We start from the raw sequence: 16,643 nt of genomic DNA, 5'->3' as shown, positions 1-16,643 counted from the left end.
GTCAACGCGCCTTGTTAAACTGACGCGATTTCCGCCCGCCTCTCTTTATGCCCTACGACACCGTTGCCGCTTTCGCCGCTGCCTCGTGCGAGACCGTTTCGCCCCGCGCTGGCGCAGCCGCCCATGCTTGACGACGCTCAGGTCACGCGCACCCTGGCCACGCGGGGCATCGTGCCCGACGCGAACCAGCGCGAAGCGATCGCCGCGCTCGTCACATTACTCGCCGCGAACGGCCCGCGCACGCGTTCCGCCGCGACACCGCTGCATCAGGGCGTGTATTGCCATGGGCTGCCTGGGCGCGGCAAAAGTCTGGTGGTCGATACCGTGTTCGAGTTGGCGACCTGCCGCAAGCGGCGTCTGCACTTCCACGAATTTTTGCGCGAGATGAACCGGCGGCTCGTCAGCGAGCCAAGCGGCGACGACCGCCTCGGCTCGGTCTCGCGCCAATGGCTCGACGGTATCGAGCTGCTGTGCTTCGACGAATTTCACGTACACGATATCGCCGATGCATTCCTGATGGGCCGCTTTCTCGATACGGCGATCGGGCTCGGCACCCGCATCGTGCTCACCTCGAACTATGCGCCGGAAGGCCTGCTGCCCGACCCGGAGTTTCACGAGCGTTTTTTGCCGACCATCGAGCAGATCAAACGCTGCTTTATCGTGATTCATTTCGACGGCGCGCGCGACTACCGCTTCGGCGGTGAACAGGCGCAAATGCCGCATTTCTTCGCGCCACTCGATGCCGCGACCCGCGAGACATTGCTGCGGATTTTCGTGCGCTATGAAGGCAGCGAAGCGCTCGATCCCGTCACGGTGAGCGCGGCGGGCCGACCGTTTGTCGCGCGCGCGGCGGGCGCGGCTTTGCTGTGGGCGGACTTCGAGAATCTGTGCGTGGCGAGCCGCTCGCATCTCGACTACCTGGACCTCGCCGAGCAATGGCACGGTCTGATCCTCGACAATGTGCGCAACGAGTGGTTGAGCACGTCTCACACGCTGCAACGGCTGATCTGGCTGGTCGATATCTTCTACGACCGCAAGCGTGCGCTGTTTATCGCGTCCGATGAACCAATCGAGATGGCGCTCAGCGGTCTGCAAGGCGCGCACGATCTGTCGCGCACGCTGAGCCGGCTCGCCGACATGCAATCGCGCGCTTATCGCAACACGCTCGACGGAACGCGCGAGGTTTCAGCGGACACGCCGGCCGATGCGCTGGACGATTCCGCGTAAGCCAGAGCACCCTGGGCGCATTTTCATAAAAAACCGGCGGTTTTCATCAAACCGCCGGCTTTTTCACTTCGCACCTTTTCGTGCCATCACTCTTGGCTGCGCTTCGACTTCACCCGCTCGATCTGCTGCTTCGCCGCTTCATACACACGCTCCGGCGTGAAGCCGAACTTCTTCTTCAGATCGGCGAGCGGCGCGGATGCGCCGAACGTATGCATCACCACCTGCGCGCCGAGCCGACCCACATAGCGGTCCCAGCCGAGCGAGGCAGCCTGTTCGACGGCGACACGCGCGTCGACGTCCGAGGGCAGCACCGATTCCTGATACGCCTCGTCCTGGCGCTCGAAGATGTCCCACGACGGCATCGACACCACGCGCGCCGCGATCCCGTCGCCCTTGAGCTTCTCGTACACGTCGACGCAAATCGAGAGCTCGCTGCCCGTCGCCATCAGGATCACTTGCGGCTTCTGTCCATCGGCTGCGTCGGCGAGCACATACGCGCCCTTCTGCGTACCGCTGGCGGCGGCATAGCGGCTGCGGTCCAGCGTGGGCAACGCCTGGCGCGACACGACGATGCACGACGGCCGGCGCGGATCCGACAGCGCCACGCGCCAGGCCTCGGCGACTTCGTTGGCATCGCCCGGACGCAGCACGGTGAGGCCGGGCACGCCGCGCAATGAGGCCAGCTGCTCGATCGGCTGATGGGTCGGACCGTCTTCGCCCACGCCGATCGAATCGTGCGTGAACACGAAGATCGACGGCACTTCCATGATCGCCGAGAGGCGGATCGGCGGCTTCATGTAGTCGCTGAAAATCAGGAACGTGGAGCCGAACGGCCGCAGATTCGACAGTGCGAGGCCGTTCACCGCCGCGCCCATCGCGTGTTCGCGAATGCCGAAGTGCAGATTGCAGCCGCCGTAGCTATCGTGCTCGAAGCTGCCGGCGCCCTCGAATTTCAGGTTGGTTTTGGTGGACGGCGAGAGATCCGCCGAGCCGCCGATCATCCACGGCACGCGAGCGGCAATCGCGTTGAGCACCTTGCCCGACGAATCGCGTGACGCGACGCCCTTCGGGTCGGCGTCGAACGTGGGGATGTCGCTGTCCCAGCCCGCCGGCAATTCGTGCGCTTCCATCTGCGCGAATTCACGCGCGAGTTCCGGGTACTTCTTGCTGTATGCGTCGTACTGGGCCTGCCATGCCTCGCGCGCCGCCTTGCCGCGCGCGCCGATGCCGGCCGCGAAGCGCTCGTGCACGCCGTCAGGCACATAGAAGAACTTGTCCTCCGGCCAGCCATACGCCTTCTTGGTCAGCGCGACTTCTTCGACGCCGAGCGCCTCGCCGTGGGCCGAGGAACTGTCCTGCTTGTGCGGCGAACCCCAGCCTATGATGCTGTGCACGACAATCAGCGTCGGCCTGTCGGTGATGCTTTTCGCCTCGACAAGAGCGGCCTCGAGCGCGGCAGCGTCGTTAGCGTCGTTCACGCGCAGCGTGTGCCAGTTGTAGCCGCGGAACCGGCTTTCGACGTCGTCGCTGTACGCGAGGTCCGTGTGGCCCTCGATCGTCACGCGGTTGCTGTCGTAGATCCAGATCAGATTGGACAGTTTCAGATGCCCGGCGAGCGATGCCGCTTCGTGCGAGATGCCTTCCATCATGTCGCCGTCGCCGCATAGCGCGTAGACGCGATGGTCGAAGAGCGGCGCATCCGGCTGGTTGAAGTGGCTCTCGCACCAGCGCCCCGCCATCGCCATGCCGACGCTGTTGCCGAGCCCCTGGCCAAGCGGGCCGGTGGTGGTTTCGACGCCGGTGGTCATGCGGTACTCGGGGTGTCCCGGCGTGTTGCTGTCGATCTGGCGGAAATGCTCGATGTCGTCCAGCGAGACGGAGGGCCTGCCGGTCGGCTTGCCCTCGTCGTCCACCGCTTTCACGTTGGCCAGATGCAGCAGCGAATACAGCAGCATCGACGCATGCCCCACCGAGAGCACGAAGCGATCGCGGTTCGGCCACAACGGCTCGTCCGGATCGTAAACAAGATGGTTTTGCCACAGATGATAGGCCACGGGTGCCAGTGCCATCGGCGTGCCGGGGTGACCGGAATTGGCCTTTTGCACAGCGTCCATCGACAGCGTGCGGATCGTGTTGATGCACAGCTGATCGAGGGCGGGATCGTTTTGCATGGGACACTCCTTGTTCGGCGGTTGAAGAGAAAGCCGGAACGCGCTGTGTCGGCGCACCCGGCGAACCGTGTTACGTGGAAGAACGCATGAGGAACCGCTGCGAGGCTCAACGATGATGCGCCGATGCGCGCAAATCTGCACGGAGCGTTACACGCGGCATCGGGCGGGTCTACTGCGGGAAGCGGTTATTTCAGCGGGCTTGCGACTGGAACCCGTCCGGAGCGGCGCTGACACGAAGAAAAAACCGGCGTGCGCCGAGATCAAGCCGCGCGCAGCCAATGCTCGACCAGGGGCCCGTGCTTGCCGTCGATTGGGTCCAGCGGCGGAAAAGGCAACGCCTCCATGGCCGCCAGTTCGTCCGGCGTGAGCGCCTCGCGGCGGATGTCCCACTGCTGGTCCTCCGGATAGCCGGCGACGACCCGGAAGTGCCGCGCGAACGATTGCAGACAGTGGCCAGTGCCGGCCGGCAGCAGAATCGCGTCGCCGGCGGATAGCGACACCACCCTGCCGCCCGGACCGCCGATGATCACCTGCGCGGAGCCGTCCGTTACGCCGAGTACTTCGTGCGCTGTGGCGTGAAAATGGTGGTAGTCGAAGATCCCGTCGCGCCACTGCGGCGGCCATGCGTTGCGCTCGAAAAGGATTTCGAAGGCGGCCGCGAGGTCGCCGCTATCCGGCATGAGGGCGCGCCGGTAAATCACGACCGGCAGATTGCGGTTATTCGGCACCCAGTCGTGCGGTTTGAGCATGAAGGCTTCGTATTCGGTTTTGGCGGCGTCGAATCCATGCTTTGAATCGTTGAACATGGTTTGCTCCTTAGCGTCCTGCGGATCGCGGTGCGCCGTTGGAGCCGGCGTGGAAGACGCTGCGCTGGCCGGCTCGGGCGATCGTTTCAGCGCCGCATAAAGCGCGCCTGCCTTCGCGTCTGCTTCTTTTCGGGCATGTTTAGACGCGCTGCCGTGACGGTGGACGAATTTCGCAAACATATGAAGTATCACTCGCCTTGGTTACGTTGCTGCGTCATTCCTTGCGCTGCGATTCACGCCCGCCGCCTCCGGGCGGCTCGGCATGCGTGCCGGTGCCGAGCGGCACTTCGGCGCTGTGTGCCGGGCGCTCGTTCGAGCGTGGCGGATTGGTCGCCTTGTCGACGCCGGTCTGCTCAACCGGCTCGATGCCGAGCGGACTGGGTTCGATATAGTGCGTGCCGCTTGGCTTGTTGCGCTGTTTCACCTCATCGGTGACCAATGCGTCCAGCTCGTCCTGCGATTTGGTGCCCTGCATGTCGCTCTCCTCGTGACGTGGGATATATCTTCGCTGAAGCAACATCCGGTCCCTCCCGGCCAACGCTCCCGCACTACGCAGGAACATATGGCCGGGCACGGCCGTTGCGAAAAATGAGGCGAAGGTGTGAACCGACATTTGTAAAAAGGAGAACTTCATGACGATGACCACAATTCGCGTGTCCGATACCGAAGTGCAGGTCGAACGCACTTTGTACACATTCGCGCAGAAGAGCGACGCGGACGCATTCCAGCGCTGCCTCGCCGATTCCTCGATCGACAGTTGCTACCGCACCTATCCACCCGTCTCCGCGAAGCCCACCCTGCCCGACGAACACCCCAATGATCCGGGCCGCGGCAGCACGATCTCACCGTCGCTCGGCGGCATGCCATAAGGAATTCCGCCTTTCCGGCAAGCGGCGCGCGTGCGCCGCCATCCTCCACCTGCCTTCTTGCTCCCTCACTTCTCAGGGGTCGCGCGATCGGCGGCCACGATTTCGCGCCCATAGTCGATTGCGGCGCGGCGCGCCTCGTCGGCGGTCGCGTAGGGCCCGAGTTCGGGAGCGCCATCGAATGGAAACAGAATTTTTCTGTCCGCTTTTCTGACAACCTTCAGTCCACCTACGTAACGGCCGTCGCCTGTTCCGTGATAGCTGGCGTAAATCTCGAACTCGTCGTCAGCAACGTCGGCCTTATGTCGCGCCATTTGTCTTTCCCTTATCCCTGCACATCTGTGCGTCATGTTCGGTGTGATATCGCGGCGCGTACCGCCGCTGCGGGGTACGCGCCTGCCGTGGTCGAGCAATAGCCGTTCCACGCGGCGCGCCCGCGTCGGCGGCGGTTCGAGCCGGTGGCATGCCGGTTGCGTTTCGCATGCATACCCACCACGGAACCCACCATGACGACGAAGACGACAAACACGAGTTGCATGCCGGATCTGCATCTGCATACGCCGATGCCGCCGGAAGTCGACCCCGACGCGCCGCCCCCGACCAGCGATCCCGATCCGTCGCCGCCGCCCGACGATGTGCCGCCGAACGACCCGGATCGTGCGCCCGACGGCGATCCGCCTGGCAGGCCGCCGCCACAGAGCGTCGCGTGCCTATCTCACGCGCTTGCGCACACCGAAGGCCCGGCGGGACGGTTGTAAGCGCGAATTAATCCAGCGGTCCGGTAATTGCGGGGCTTCGGTTAAACCGGTGCGCAAGCACCGCCAACCGTTGAGGAGCCAGCATGAGCACCGACCCTACTGTCGAACCCACTTCCGAGAGTCCAGCGCAACGCGCATCCACCGCACCCGATAGCGCGCCCATCAAGCCATATCGCCACGCCGCCGGCGGCTGGGGCTCGGTCAAAGCGGTCGCGTCGATCCTCGTGCAGGAACACGTGACGTTGAACGGCAGCCGCATCCTTGCGCAGCAGAACAAGCCTGACGGCTTCGCCTGCGTGAGCTGTTCGTGGGCCAAACCCGCGGACCCGCATCTTTTCGAATTCTGTGAGAACGGCGCGAAAGCGACCGCGTGGGAAATCACCAGTAAACGCGTCGACGCGGATTTCTTCGCCAGCCATACGCTGAGTGAATTGCGCTCGTGGAGCGGCCTCGAGCTCGAATCGCGCGGGCGGCTGACCACGCCGATGCGCTGGGATCCCGTCACCGACCGCTACGTGCAGACCACCTGGCAACATGCATTCGCCGAAATCGCGAGCGAACTGCAAGCAATGGATCCGAATGAAGCGGTGTTCTATGCGTCAGGCCGGGCATCGCTCGAAACGTCCTACATGTACGCACTGTTGGCGCGCCTCTACGGCACCAACAACCTGCCGGACAGTTCGAACATGTGTCACGAAAGCACTTCGGTCGGCTTGCCGAAGTCGATCGGCGTGCCGGTCGGGACCGTGCAACTCGAAGATTTCGAACATACCGACTGCATGCTGTTCTTCGGCCACAACACCGGCACCAACGCGCCGCGCATGCTGCATCAGTTGCAGGATGCGCGCAAACGCGGCGTGGACATCATCACCTTCAATCCGCTCAAGGAACGCGGGCTCGTCACCTTTGCGAATCCGCAGTCGCCGCTCGACATGCTCACCCCGGCCGACACGCGGATCAGCACGCAATATCATCAGGTGAAGATCGGCGGCGACGCGGCAGCGATTGCGGGACTCTGCAAGCTGCTGATCGAATGGGACGACGACGCGCAACGCAACGGTGAGCCACGCGTGCTCGACGCGGCTTTCATCGCGGAACATACGCACGGCTTCGAAACCTTCGCGCAGGCCATGCGCGCGACTTCATGGGAAGAGATCGAACACCACACGCACCTCAGTCGCGCCGCGCTCGAAGACACTGCGCGCGTCTACGCGAAAGCGAATGCCGCAATGGTGCTGTACGGCATGGGCATCACCCAGCACCGCAGCGGCGTGCACAACGTGCAGATGCTGTCGAACCTGCTGCTTCTGCGCGGCAATATCGGCCGGCCGGGCGCGGGCATCTGCCCGATTCGCGGTCACTCGAACGTGCAGGGACAGCGCACCGTCGGCATCACGGAAAAGCCGGAACTCGCGCCGCTCGACAAGCTGAAGGAACTCTACGGCTTCGAGCCGCCGCGCGACAAAGGCATGACCACGGTCGAAGCCTGCCGCGGCGTGCTCGACGGCAAGGTCAAAGCGTTCATCGGCCTGGGCGGCAATTTTCAGGTGGCGATTCCCGACCACCATGTGATGGACCCCGCGTGGCAGCGTCTGCGGCTCACGGTGCAGATCGCCACGAAACTCAACCGCAGCCATCTGCTGCACGGCGAGGTCGCCTATCTGCTGCCATGCCTCGGGCGCATCGAGGTCGACCGTCAGGCGAGCGGCGAGCAATGGGTCAGCGTGGAGGACAGCACGGCCTGTGTGCATGGCTCGCACGGACTCGCCGAGCCGGCCGGCGACATGCTGCTGTCGGAGCCCGCCATCGTCGCGGGTCTTGCCAAGGCGCTGTTGCCGCGCAACCCGAAGATCGATTGGGATGCCTGGGTCGGCGACTACTCGCTGGTGCGCGACGCAATCGAGCGCACCTATCCGGATCAGTTCAAGGACTTCAACGCGCGCTTCAAGCAACCCGGCGGTTTTCACCGGCCGCTCGCGGCCTGCGAGCGCAAATGGAAAACGGAGAGCGGCAAGGCGAATTTCATCGTGCCCGAAACGCTCGATGAAGACGCGGATATGCCGGCGCGAGGCCCGGACGTGCTGCGCCTGATGACGGCCCGCGGCGACAGCCAGTTCAACACTACCGTCTACGGTCTCGACGACCGCTTCCGCGGCGTGCACGGCAGCCGCAACGTGCTGCTGATGCATCAGGACGACATGGCGCAGCGCGGTTTCGCGGAGGGCGACGCGGTGTGCATCTCCACCGTCTCGAACGACGACGTGACGCGCGAAGTCGACGGCATGCATGTCCACGCGTTCGACATTCCGCCCGGCTGCATCATGGGCTATTACCCGGAATGCAATCGCCTGATTCCGCTCTCGCATCACGCGGAATCGAGTCAGGTGCCGGCGTCGAAGTCGATTCCGGTGCGGCTGCGCAAGTCGGCGGTGAGCGAGGATCTTGTGGCGTAAGAAAGCACTAAGGGGGCGCCGGCATGAACCCGGCGCGCCCTTTGTGCCATGCCGAACTACCCGTTCTCCACACCGCGTCAGAACTGATGCAGCATCCCGACATACGCACCGGTTTGCGATTCGCCCACCAGCGGACTCGTATTGTTGCTCGCGTCACGCGGTGACGCTTCGAGCGAGAAGTTCGAGTTGCTGCCGTTGCGCACGTAGCCCACGGTGCCGTACAGGAAGGTGCGCTTCGACAGGTTGTAGGTGGTGCCGAGCACGTACATCATCGCGTGTCCGGAGGGGTCGTGCGCGGCATCGCCCGAACCGTCGCCGACCTTCACGTAGAAGCCGCCCGCCGTCATGGCCCAGCGCGGCAAAAAGTTGTAAGTGGCGCCGAGCCAGTAGTGATCGGCCGAGTCGGCGACGCCGACCGGCGAATCGGGCGCGGAGTAATGCGTGTAGGCGCCCTGGATTTTCACCGCGTCGAAATGCACGTTGACGCCGGCGAAATATTCGCGCGATGCCTGGAAGATGTTGCTGAAGCGGCCATTGTTGTCGCGCAGTTCGTCGTAAATGCCGCGCACGTCGAAGAGCGGCGAGTGATAGGTCAGCATGATGCCGTCCGAGCGGCCGAACTCGCCGGCCGCGCCGCTGTTGAACGCGCCCGGCTGATTGCCGAACGCATATTGCGCCTGCACATCGAAGCCCCAGAATACCGGGCTGTGATACTCGACGTTGTTGCTGGTCTGCTGCCAGTTGCGCCCACGCACGAGCGAGGCCGACGAAAACGCCTGCTGCACGAACGGATCGAATTCCCAGACACCGTCGCTGTCGATAAACAGATTACGGCCGGCTTGCAACGTGCCCCACTGCTCGCTTTTCAAACCGGCGAAGGCGCGCCGCGACCAGAGCCGCCCGCCGCTCGTCGTACCGTTCATGACCTGCAAGCCGGTTTCGAGGTTGAAGACCGCACTGAGGCCGCCGCCCAGATCTTCGTTGCCTTTGAGGCCCAGCATGCTGGTGCCCCAGTCGCCGCCTTCGGCGCTCCAGCGGGTCGAACTGCCGCCCGCGCCATTGTTGATGTGATTCAGGTATTCCAGGCCGGCGTCGAGGCGGCCATATAAGCTCACGCTGGTTTGACCGTATGCCAGCGGACTTGCCACGGCGAGAACCGCCATTAATTTTGTATGTAGTCTCATTGTTGTGCCGTCAATTTTTGTGTCCACGATGCGGGCCAAAGCGGACTGCGGATGCTTTCCAACAAGATCGGCGTGAAAGATTTTTGTAAAACCATAGCGCCGGGTCCGACGAACTATAGGCGACAGGCGCTTCATGGCCTATTCGTTTGACGCAATAAATATTTGACCGGCATGCGCTCGACAAACCTCGCCTGCAAACGGATCGGGAAGATCAAAAGACGCTCAAGATAAGATAGTCGGTGATTCGGCCTCAGCCAAATTGCAATGCATGATTCGTTATTGACTATTCAACCTCTGCCATGAATGCACCCGAACTGATCGAAGACGAAAACCTTGGCCTTTACCAGCGCGCCACGGAGAACGGCGCGGAATGGTGGCGCGTCAGCGTGGCCGACCGGCCGGAAAACTATCGGCTCGAACACGGCGTCGACGGTGACGGGGGCCCTGGCGCGGTCGATATCGATCTCGTCGTGGACGCGGAAAATCTGCGCGCGAAGCTGAAGAAATGGCGCCGCGAAGGCTTCGCGATGGACACGGACACCGCCGCGAGCGAGCAGTCCGCAGCCGGCCGGGTCGCCTTCATGCCGGAATTGCAGCGCGCCGCGGCGCGGGCTTCGGCGGCCAAACATCGGCAGCGGGAAGACGCCGGCGAGACCGTGCGTATCGGTCATGTGGAGGTGCCGTGCGGTGTCGGCAATCCGCTCGTGCCGCGCATCAATCCGGCCTATCTGTTCTCCGAGCGCTTCAACGACATTGTCGAGGACATCGTCGAGAACCGGCGCGTCATGCTGATCGGCCACACCGGCGCCGGCAAGACCAGCCTGATCGAACAGGTCGCGGCGCGTTCGCGCCACGGGGTGCTGCGCTCGAACATGAACGGGCAGACCACCGTCGGCGACTTCGTCGGCTTCTGGACCGTCAAGGGCGGCGAGACGCTGTGGGTGGACGGCGTGCTGCCCACGGCCATGCGCGAGGGCCTCTGGCTGATCGTCGACGAAATCGACTTTGCCGAACCGTCGATTCTCGCCGCCCTCACCGCCGTGCTCGAACCGCACGGCCGCCTCGTGCTGAAGGAAAAAGGCAATGAAATCGTCGCGCCGCATCCGGCCTTCCGCCTGTTCGCCACGGCGAATGCGGTCGGCGCGATGAGTCAGTTCCGCCATCTGTATCAGGGCGCCAATCTGATGAACGAGGCGTTTCTCGATCGCTGGCGCGTGTATCTGCTCGACTATCTGACGCCCGCCGACGAAGCCGACGTCCTGATCGCTACCCTCGCCCCGCATATGACGCGCGCGCTCGCCACCACGCTCGCCGCGATTGCCGCCGACTGCCGCGCGGCGTTCGCTCGCGAGGATCTCTCGAGCGCGTTCTCCACCCGGCGCCTGCTCGACTGGGCCGAACTGATGCTGCGTACGGGCGATCCCGAACGCGCCGCCGGGCCGGCCCTCTACGCAAAGGTGAGCCCGGAAGACGCCGCGTTGATTCGCGGCATCATTCGTCATCACATCGCGCCGGCCCCTGAAGCGTGAGCGCGATGCACGCAAGCCGCGACACGCGCGGCTTCGCCTTCGAATCCACGCTCAGCAAGGTCGCCCGCGTGCTGACCGGGCAATATGGCGTGGCGGTCGTGTTCAGTCCGGACGGCCCGCGCGTGGAGCCGGGCCGCATTGTGATTCCCGCCTACGAGTTGCATGGCGAGGTCGAGCGCGACGTGCTGATCGGCTATCTCGATCTGCTGGTCGCGCGCGCCAAACATGCGTCGCTCGCGCAACTCGACGCGCTGCCCGAGGGCGTCGCGGCGAATCTCGCGCAAGTAATCGATGACCGTCGCGTCTGCGCGCAGTTGCTCGACGAATATCCGGGCGCGCGCTGGTTCATCGGCAAGTTGCGCCTGCATGCGGCCGAGCGCGTGCGGCAGCGCTGGCCGAAGCTGCACTGGCGCGACCGGCTGGTCTGGCTGGTCGAGCGCGCGATGTGGAACGAACCGCCCGCCCGGATCGAAGCGAGCCATGCGCTGCTCGCCGCGTTGCATGCCGCGGAGGATCTGCTGCACGAAGCGCGCGCGAGCCGTTCGACCGCGCAGAGCATCGCGGCGGCGCAGGCGCTGGTGACGCGCGTGCGCGCGCTGTCGGCGGGCGAGGCGAACAGCATGATGTTCACCGCGGATCCAGCAGAGGACATCGATACGGAAACGGCGGCTTCGTCGTCCGCGCCGCTCGATGGTGACGACGCCATGTTGCCCGATCAGGACAGCGCAAATTCGCCGCCGTCCGACCGAAGCGGTGGTGCGCAGGCGGACAACGGGGTCGGTATGGGGCAGTCGCCAACGGATGCGCAACAGCCGTCCGCGCGTTCAGATGGCGGAGCCGGAAACGCAAGCTCGAACGTATCGCGGGCGACGCTGTCGATTCCGCTCGCCACCGAATTCGACGACATCCGCGATCTCACGGGCCAGGGCGACAGCGCCGCCTGGCGCGAATTGCGCGCACGGGCTCGCGCGGACACCGCGCCGCTGAAGGAAAAGCTCGAACGCGCGCTGAGCGCCGACGAACGCACGCGCTGGCGGCGTGAGCAGGAGCGCGGCGAGATCGATCGCACCGCGCTGGCCAGGCTCGCGACTTCGCCCGGTTACCGCACGCCGTTTCGCACGCAGCGGGCCGCCAAAGGACGCGACGTGGCCGTGACGCTGCTGATCGACCGCAGCGGCTCGATGGCCGGCCGCAAGATCGAACTCGCGCGCCAGTGCGCGGCTGCGTTGTGCGACGCGCTCACGCAACTGTCGTTCGATTGCGAAGTGCTCGGCTATTGCTCGGTCGAATCCGCGCCCATGAAACAGCTCTTCGAGCGTCAACTCGCCGGCGGCGCGGATCTGCGGCGCTACAACCGCTTCGTCGAACGGCTCGATCTCAAAGTCTATAAACGCTTCGGCGCAACGGACCTGAGCGGGATCGCCGCGATCGACTGCGGCCACGAGAATCCGGACGGCGAAGCGCTCGCCTGGGCCGCGACGCGCCTTGCCGACCGTCAGGCCGAACGGCGCATTCTGATGATGTTCTCCGACGGTTATCCCTCCACCGGCGACGGCGATCCGCAGGTATTGCGCAGCGATCTGCGCGAGCGCGTCGCGGCCATCGGCAAGCGCGGCATCGAACTGGTGGGGATCGGCGTGCTGACGGACGCGGTCGAGGACTTCTATCCGCACAACGTGGTGGTCAGCCGCCTCGCCGACCTGCCCTCGACCGTGTTCTCCGTGTTGAGTTCGATGCTGCTCACGCGTTGACGCCGCCGCTCGTGCGGTTCACGCAAGTCACGCCGCTTGCGGCTTGAACAGATATCGATCGATCACACCACCGCGCGCCACCACCGCCGTGCTCTCGGGAATCTCTTGCCACCAGCCCGGCAGGTCGGCGAGCGGCTCGGACAGCACCAGAAACGCATGCTCGCCGGCGGCCACGATACGCGGATCGTCGGGATACAACGCGTGCAGATGCTGAAACGACGTGCTGTGAAACAGCGAACGCGACTGCCCCTCGCTCGAATATCGCACGGCGACGATCTGCTCGCCGTCGGTCGCGCACACCGTCATGTTTAACGGCTCTTCCACGCCGTGCTTGCGACCGGTTTCCTCGACGAAGGCCACCATCCGCTCCAGCGCGGTGACGGGCGCCAGTTCCAGACCGAAGCTCAGCGCGAGAAAAAACATCACCTCGGAATCGGTCGAGCCTTCAATGGATGGAAACAGATCGGGGTCGATCGCCAGCATCAGATCGCGGCGCACGGACGGATAGTTGCGGATCAGCCCGTTGTGCGCGAAAAGCCAGCGCCCATAACGGAACGGATGGCAGTTGGTTTCCTGCGAAGGCGTATCCGTCGCCGCGCGGATGTGCGCAACGAACAGCGGCGCGCGGATCGCCCGCGCGGCTTCGCGCAGATTGCGGTCGCTCCACGCCGGCTGGATGCAGCGGTAGCGATACGGGATATCGGTCGGATGGCCGTACCAGCCGATGCCGAAGCCGTCGCCGTTGGTCGTGGTGTGGCCGAGCCGCGAATGCAGGCTCTGGTCGATCAGGGAATGTTTTGCGTTGAACAACACCGTTTCGAGCTGAATCGGGTTGCCGGTATAAGCAAGCCAGCGGCACATGAGGTTCTCTCCTGTCGGGTCCCATGCAAGAAAATGGCTGTCGGGTACGCATAAGCGCCCCGGCACAGCGTGCCGCCGGGTGCGCGTCTACTTTGCTACAGGCTGCATCGTCGCGATCGGAATCAGGAATTCGGAGAAGCCGGTCAGCATGATCTGCACGCCGATGCACAACAGCAAAAAGGAAGATACACGCATGGCGACCTTGGTGCCTTCCACGCCGAGGTATTTGGCGAACACCACCGCGCGGCTATAGACCAGATACACGGTGACGGCCACTGTCAGCGAGATCACCACCGACGCGATGCTCGAAATCACAAACTCCGAAAGCTTGTGCGTGCGGTTCGCGGTCAGCGCAACGGCGGTCGCAATCGAGCCCGGCCCGGTGGTCAACGGAATGGTGAACGGGAAAAACGCTTTCGACATCGCGTTGTCCGCGTCCACCCGCTTGACCGCCGGCTTTTCGGCCGGCTGCGTGTCGGGCGCATTGAGCATCTGCCAGCCGCCCACGGCGACGGCGAGCCCACCGCCGATGCGCAGCGCCTGCATGGAGATGCCGAAGAAATGCAGGATCGGCGTACCGATAAAAAACGCCACCAGCAGCACGCACATCACGTTGATGGCGATCTTGCGGGCGAGCGCGGTGCGCTCCTCCGTGGTCAACGAAGCAGTCCGGTCCAGGAAGACGAATGCAATGCCGATTGGGTTGATGATGCTGATCAACCCGGTAAAGCCAAACAGAATGTCCGAGATCAGACTTTCGACCATATGCGTTCCGTGTCGAGCGACGGCTCGGGCGGCTGCATTGCGCACCCGCCGCGCCGCGCCATGTTGATGAAGCCGGACTCTCTCCGGCGCTCCGGATGTTGCCCGACTGTTGCTTGCGTTGCGTGGCGAGATGATATCGCGCCGCGCCAGCCAAAGCGGTAAAAAGCCAGGCGCCGACGGCGGCGTGCCGCAGCGCTCCACGCTATGCACGCCGCCTTGCAGCGCAGCAACCGTCCCCATAAAGATGCGTCCGCAACTTTCAGAAAGCCTACACTTTTTTGACCGGCTTTACGGGACCGAAGCATCCGGCATACAGTCCCCAGCGAAGCCGCACTTTCAACGAGACGTACTTACCGGTTCGAGGAGTTGCCCCCATGTTGCTTCGTGTACTTGCCGCGCTGCCGTTCATCGGCATTCTGCTCGGTGTTCCGTTTGTGAATCGTGTCGAGCCGCTGATGCTCGGCATGCCGTTCGTGCTGGCCTGGATCGTCATGTGGGTGGTGCTCAGTTCGATCATCATGGCGATCGTCTACCGTCTGGATCCGTCCAACCGTCAGCTCGCCGCCGATGGCGAGGAGGTCAGTTCATGAGTGCACTCGTCATCATTGCGGCCATCACGCTGTTTGCGCTTTACCTCGGGGTGCGCGCCAAGCGCGGCCACGACATGAGCCTCGAGCAATGGACCGTGGGCGGCCGCAGCTTCGGCACCGCCTTCGTGTTCCTGCTGATGGCCGGTGAAATCTATACGACCTTCACCTTTCTCGGCGGCAGCGGCTTTGCTTATGGCAAAGGCGCGCCGGTCTATTACATTCTGGCGTACGGCACGCTCGCGTACATCCTCTCGTACTGGATGCTGCCGCCCATCTGGCGCTACGCGAAGAATCACCGCCTCGTCTCGCAACCGCACTTCTTCACGCGCAAATACGACAGCCCGGCGCTCGGCACGCTGGTCGCGCTGGTCGGCGTGGCCGCGCTGATTCCCTACCTCGTGCTGCAATTGAAGGGGCTGGGCATTATCGTCGCGACGGCCTCGTACGGCGCGATTTCGTCGACGGCGGCCGTGTGGATCGGCGCCTGTGTCGTGACGGCCTATGTGATCGTCTCCGGCGTGCGCGGCTCCGCGTGGAATTCGGTGGTGAAGGACATGCTGATTCTCGCGATCGTGCTGTTCCTCGGCATCTATCTGCCGCTGCACTATTACGGCGGCTTCGGCGACATGTTCCGCGCCATCGACGCCGCGCGCCCCGGCTTCCTGACTTTCCCGGCCAAGGGCTCGAGCGTGACGTGGTTCCAGTCGACCGTGCTGCTGACGGCGCTGGGCTTCTTCATGTGGCCGCATACGTTCGGCTCGATTTTCACCGCGAAAGACGAACGCATTTTCCGCCGTAACGCGATGGTGCTGCCGCTGTATCAGCTGATTCTGCTGTTCGTGTTCTTCGTCGGCTTCGCGGCGACGCTGAAGGTGCCGGGTCTGAAGGGCGGCGACATCGACCTGTCGCTGTTCCGCCTGTCGTTGCAGACCTTCGACCCATGGTTTGTCGGCGTGATCGGCGCGGCCGGGATTCTGACCGCGCTCGTGCCCGGCTCGATGATCCTCACCTCCGCGTCGACGCTGCTTGCCAACGACGTGTATCGCGGCATGGTGAGCCGCAACGCCTCGGACGCCACCGTGGCGAAGCTCGCGCGCTTCCTCGTGCCGGTGGTGGCGCTGGTGGCGGTCGGCTTCACGCTGCAAGGCGGCGAAACCATCGTCGCGTTGCTGCTGATGGGCTACAGCTTCGTGACCCAGCTCTTTCCGGCAGTGATCTGCAGCCTGCGTCCGCATAACCGCGCGACGAAACAAGGCGCGTTTTGCGGGATTCTGGCCGGCGTGGCCGTGGTGGCCGTGACGACCACGATGCACCTGAGCATCGGCCAGCTGATGCCGTTCCTGCCCGATGCCTTGAAGGACATCAATATCGGCTTCCTGGCGTTGGCGGTGAACATCATCGTGTTCGCGGTGGTGAGCGCGATGACGCAGCCGCGGCCGGTCGAGCAGACGCACGCACCGGTGCATTGATTCAGGCTTTGCGATTTGCGCGGTGAATGAAGGGCTGTCGTTCCGGCGACAGCCCTTTTTATTTTCAGACGCCGCTCCGGCTTCTGAAATTGAGTGTCAAACCTACACACGAATGAAAAAACCGCGCTCCAGGCGGCTAAGCGTCAAGCCAGATAAATAGGCCTTTCAAGCCAAAGATTCGCCCATCCGCACTGCAACACAAACCCACCTCGC

General features: G+C 63.9%; 15 protein-coding genes. 8 read left to right on the top strand and 7 right to left on the bottom strand.

Features of this window, described 5'->3' with window-relative positions; all coding sequences use genetic code 11:
* Positions 1 to 123 precede the first annotated feature (123 nt).
* Entirely contained in the window at positions 124 to 1,227 is a 1,104-nt protein-coding gene (zapE, locus tag B0G81_RS09720; RefSeq protein WP_134134855.1) for a cell division protein ZapE, read from the top strand.
* An 86-nt stretch (positions 1,228 to 1,313) separates the two neighbouring features.
* Here zapE and tkt read toward each other — a convergent pair whose 3' ends face one another.
* The 3 genes from tkt to B0G81_RS09705 form a co-directional block, all read right to left on the bottom strand.
* Entirely contained in the window at positions 1,314 to 3,398 is a 2,085-nt protein-coding gene (gene tkt / locus B0G81_RS09715) for a transketolase (RefSeq protein ID WP_134134853.1), read from the bottom strand.
* Between the two features lie 260 nt (positions 3,399 to 3,658).
* Positions 3,659 to 4,204 (bottom strand): cupin domain-containing protein, encoded by a 546-nt coding sequence (locus tag B0G81_RS09710; protein ID WP_116123783.1) that lies wholly within the window; start codon positions 4,202 to 4,204, stop codon positions 3,659 to 3,661.
* A gap of 214 nt (positions 4,205 to 4,418) precedes the next feature.
* The gene (locus B0G81_RS09705; protein WP_116121733.1) at positions 4,419 to 4,679 is read right to left on the bottom strand and encodes a hypothetical protein; all 261 of its coding nucleotides are present in this window, start codon (positions 4,677 to 4,679) and stop codon (positions 4,419 to 4,421) included.
* Positions 4,680 to 4,836: 157 nt separating this feature from the next.
* Between B0G81_RS09705 and B0G81_RS09700 the strand changes: the two genes are divergently transcribed.
* Entirely contained in the window at positions 4,837 to 5,073 is a 237-nt protein-coding gene (locus B0G81_RS09700) for a hypothetical protein (protein ID WP_106278101.1), read from the top strand.
* A gap of 65 nt (positions 5,074 to 5,138) precedes the next feature.
* Here the strand turns inward: B0G81_RS09700 and B0G81_RS09695 are convergent, their stop codons facing one another.
* A complete protein-coding gene (locus tag B0G81_RS09695) occupies positions 5,139 to 5,384 on the bottom strand; it encodes a DUF6723 family protein (RefSeq protein ID WP_106278103.1) in 246 nt (81 codons plus the stop codon).
* 192 nt (positions 5,385 to 5,576) lie between these two features.
* Between B0G81_RS09695 and B0G81_RS09690 the strand changes: the two genes are divergently transcribed.
* Both B0G81_RS09690 and B0G81_RS09685 read left to right on the top strand, forming a co-directional pair.
* Positions 5,577 to 5,828, top strand: coding sequence for a hypothetical protein (locus B0G81_RS09690; protein WP_134134851.1), 252 nt, complete (start codon positions 5,577 to 5,579; stop codon positions 5,826 to 5,828).
* Between the two features lie 83 nt (positions 5,829 to 5,911).
* Complete coding sequence (locus B0G81_RS09685; protein ID WP_243856404.1) at positions 5,912 to 8,281, top strand: FdhF/YdeP family oxidoreductase; 2,370 nt, start codon at positions 5,912 to 5,914, stop codon at positions 8,279 to 8,281.
* A 77-nt stretch (positions 8,282 to 8,358) separates the two neighbouring features.
* Here the strand turns inward: B0G81_RS09685 and B0G81_RS09680 are convergent, their stop codons facing one another.
* Positions 8,359 to 9,444, bottom strand: coding sequence for a porin (locus tag B0G81_RS09680; RefSeq protein ID WP_134134849.1), 1,086 nt, complete (start codon positions 9,442 to 9,444; stop codon positions 8,359 to 8,361).
* Between the two features lie 320 nt (positions 9,445 to 9,764).
* On the opposite strand from B0G81_RS09680, the gene B0G81_RS09675 reads away from it, so the two are divergent.
* Positions 9,765 to 10,994 carry an AAA family ATPase gene (locus tag B0G81_RS09675; RefSeq protein WP_134134847.1) on the top strand — a complete coding sequence of 410 codons (1,230 nt, stop codon included), beginning with the start codon at positions 9,765 to 9,767 and terminating at the stop codon, positions 10,992 to 10,994.
* Positions 10,995 to 10,999: 5 nt separating this feature from the next.
* Complete coding sequence (locus B0G81_RS09670; protein ID WP_134143042.1) at positions 11,000 to 12,745, top strand: cobalamin biosynthesis protein CobT; 1,746 nt, start codon at positions 11,000 to 11,002, stop codon at positions 12,743 to 12,745.
* Positions 12,746 to 12,772: 27 nt separating this feature from the next.
* On the opposite strand, the gene B0G81_RS09665 is transcribed toward B0G81_RS09670, so the two are convergent.
* A complete protein-coding gene (locus B0G81_RS09665) occupies positions 12,773 to 13,606 on the bottom strand; it encodes a class II glutamine amidotransferase (protein ID WP_134134845.1) in 834 nt (277 codons plus the stop codon).
* An 87-nt stretch (positions 13,607 to 13,693) separates the two neighbouring features.
* Positions 13,694 to 14,371 (bottom strand): MarC family protein, encoded by a 678-nt coding sequence (locus B0G81_RS09660; RefSeq protein WP_106278405.1) that lies wholly within the window; start codon positions 14,369 to 14,371, stop codon positions 13,694 to 13,696.
* Positions 14,372 to 14,745: 374 nt separating this feature from the next.
* Between B0G81_RS09660 and B0G81_RS09655 the strand changes: the two genes are divergently transcribed.
* Together B0G81_RS09655 and B0G81_RS09650 are read left to right on the top strand one after the other, a co-directional pair.
* Positions 14,746 to 14,961, top strand: coding sequence for a DUF3311 domain-containing protein (locus B0G81_RS09655; protein ID WP_116144978.1), 216 nt, complete (start codon positions 14,746 to 14,748; stop codon positions 14,959 to 14,961).
* A complete protein-coding gene (locus B0G81_RS09650; RefSeq protein WP_116121740.1) occupies positions 14,958 to 16,430 on the top strand; it encodes a sodium:solute symporter in 1,473 nt (490 codons plus the stop codon). The genes B0G81_RS09655 and B0G81_RS09650 overlap by 4 nt, the downstream gene beginning before the upstream one ends.
* Positions 16,431 to 16,643: the final 213 nt, after the last annotated feature.

Origin of the sequence: Paraburkholderia sp. BL6665CI2N2 (assembly GCF_004366535.1) — a bacterium.
Taxonomy (GTDB): Bacteria; Pseudomonadota; Gammaproteobacteria; order Burkholderiales; family Burkholderiaceae; genus Paraburkholderia.
Note: the sequence above shows the minus strand (reverse complement) of the source record. Positions and strands in the feature narration are given on the sequence as shown.

Coding starts and splice junctions, on each gene's coding strand:
- zapE (WP_134134855.1), top strand. CDS start 124: ATGCTTGACGACGCTCAGGTCACGCGCACCCTGGCCACGCGGGGCATC.
- tkt (WP_134134853.1), bottom strand. CDS start 3,398: ATGCAAAACGATCCCGCCCTCGATCAGCTGTGCATCAACACGATCCGC.
- B0G81_RS09710 (WP_116123783.1), bottom strand. CDS start 4,204: ATGTTCAACGATTCAAAGCATGGATTCGACGCCGCCAAAACCGAATAC.
- B0G81_RS09705 (WP_116121733.1), bottom strand. CDS start 4,679: ATGCAGGGCACCAAATCGCAGGACGAGCTGGACGCATTGGTCACCGAT.
- B0G81_RS09700 (WP_106278101.1), top strand. CDS start 4,837: ATGACGATGACCACAATTCGCGTGTCCGATACCGAAGTGCAGGTCGAA.
- B0G81_RS09695 (WP_106278103.1), bottom strand. CDS start 5,384: ATGGCGCGACATAAGGCCGACGTTGCTGACGACGAGTTCGAGATTTAC.
- B0G81_RS09690 (WP_134134851.1), top strand. CDS start 5,577: ATGACGACGAAGACGACAAACACGAGTTGCATGCCGGATCTGCATCTG.
- B0G81_RS09685 (WP_243856404.1), top strand. CDS start 5,912: ATGAGCACCGACCCTACTGTCGAACCCACTTCCGAGAGTCCAGCGCAA.
- B0G81_RS09680 (WP_134134849.1), bottom strand. CDS start 9,444: ATGGCGGTTCTCGCCGTGGCAAGTCCGCTGGCATACGGTCAAACCAGC.
- B0G81_RS09675 (WP_134134847.1), top strand. CDS start 9,765: ATGAATGCACCCGAACTGATCGAAGACGAAAACCTTGGCCTTTACCAG.
- B0G81_RS09670 (WP_134143042.1), top strand. CDS start 11,000: ATGCACGCAAGCCGCGACACGCGCGGCTTCGCCTTCGAATCCACGCTC.
- B0G81_RS09665 (WP_134134845.1), bottom strand. CDS start 13,606: ATGTGCCGCTGGCTTGCTTATACCGGCAACCCGATTCAGCTCGAAACG.
- B0G81_RS09660 (WP_106278405.1), bottom strand. CDS start 14,371: ATGGTCGAAAGTCTGATCTCGGACATTCTGTTTGGCTTTACCGGGTTG.
- B0G81_RS09655 (WP_116144978.1), top strand. CDS start 14,746: ATGTTGCTTCGTGTACTTGCCGCGCTGCCGTTCATCGGCATTCTGCTC.
- B0G81_RS09650 (WP_116121740.1), top strand. CDS start 14,958: ATGAGTGCACTCGTCATCATTGCGGCCATCACGCTGTTTGCGCTTTAC.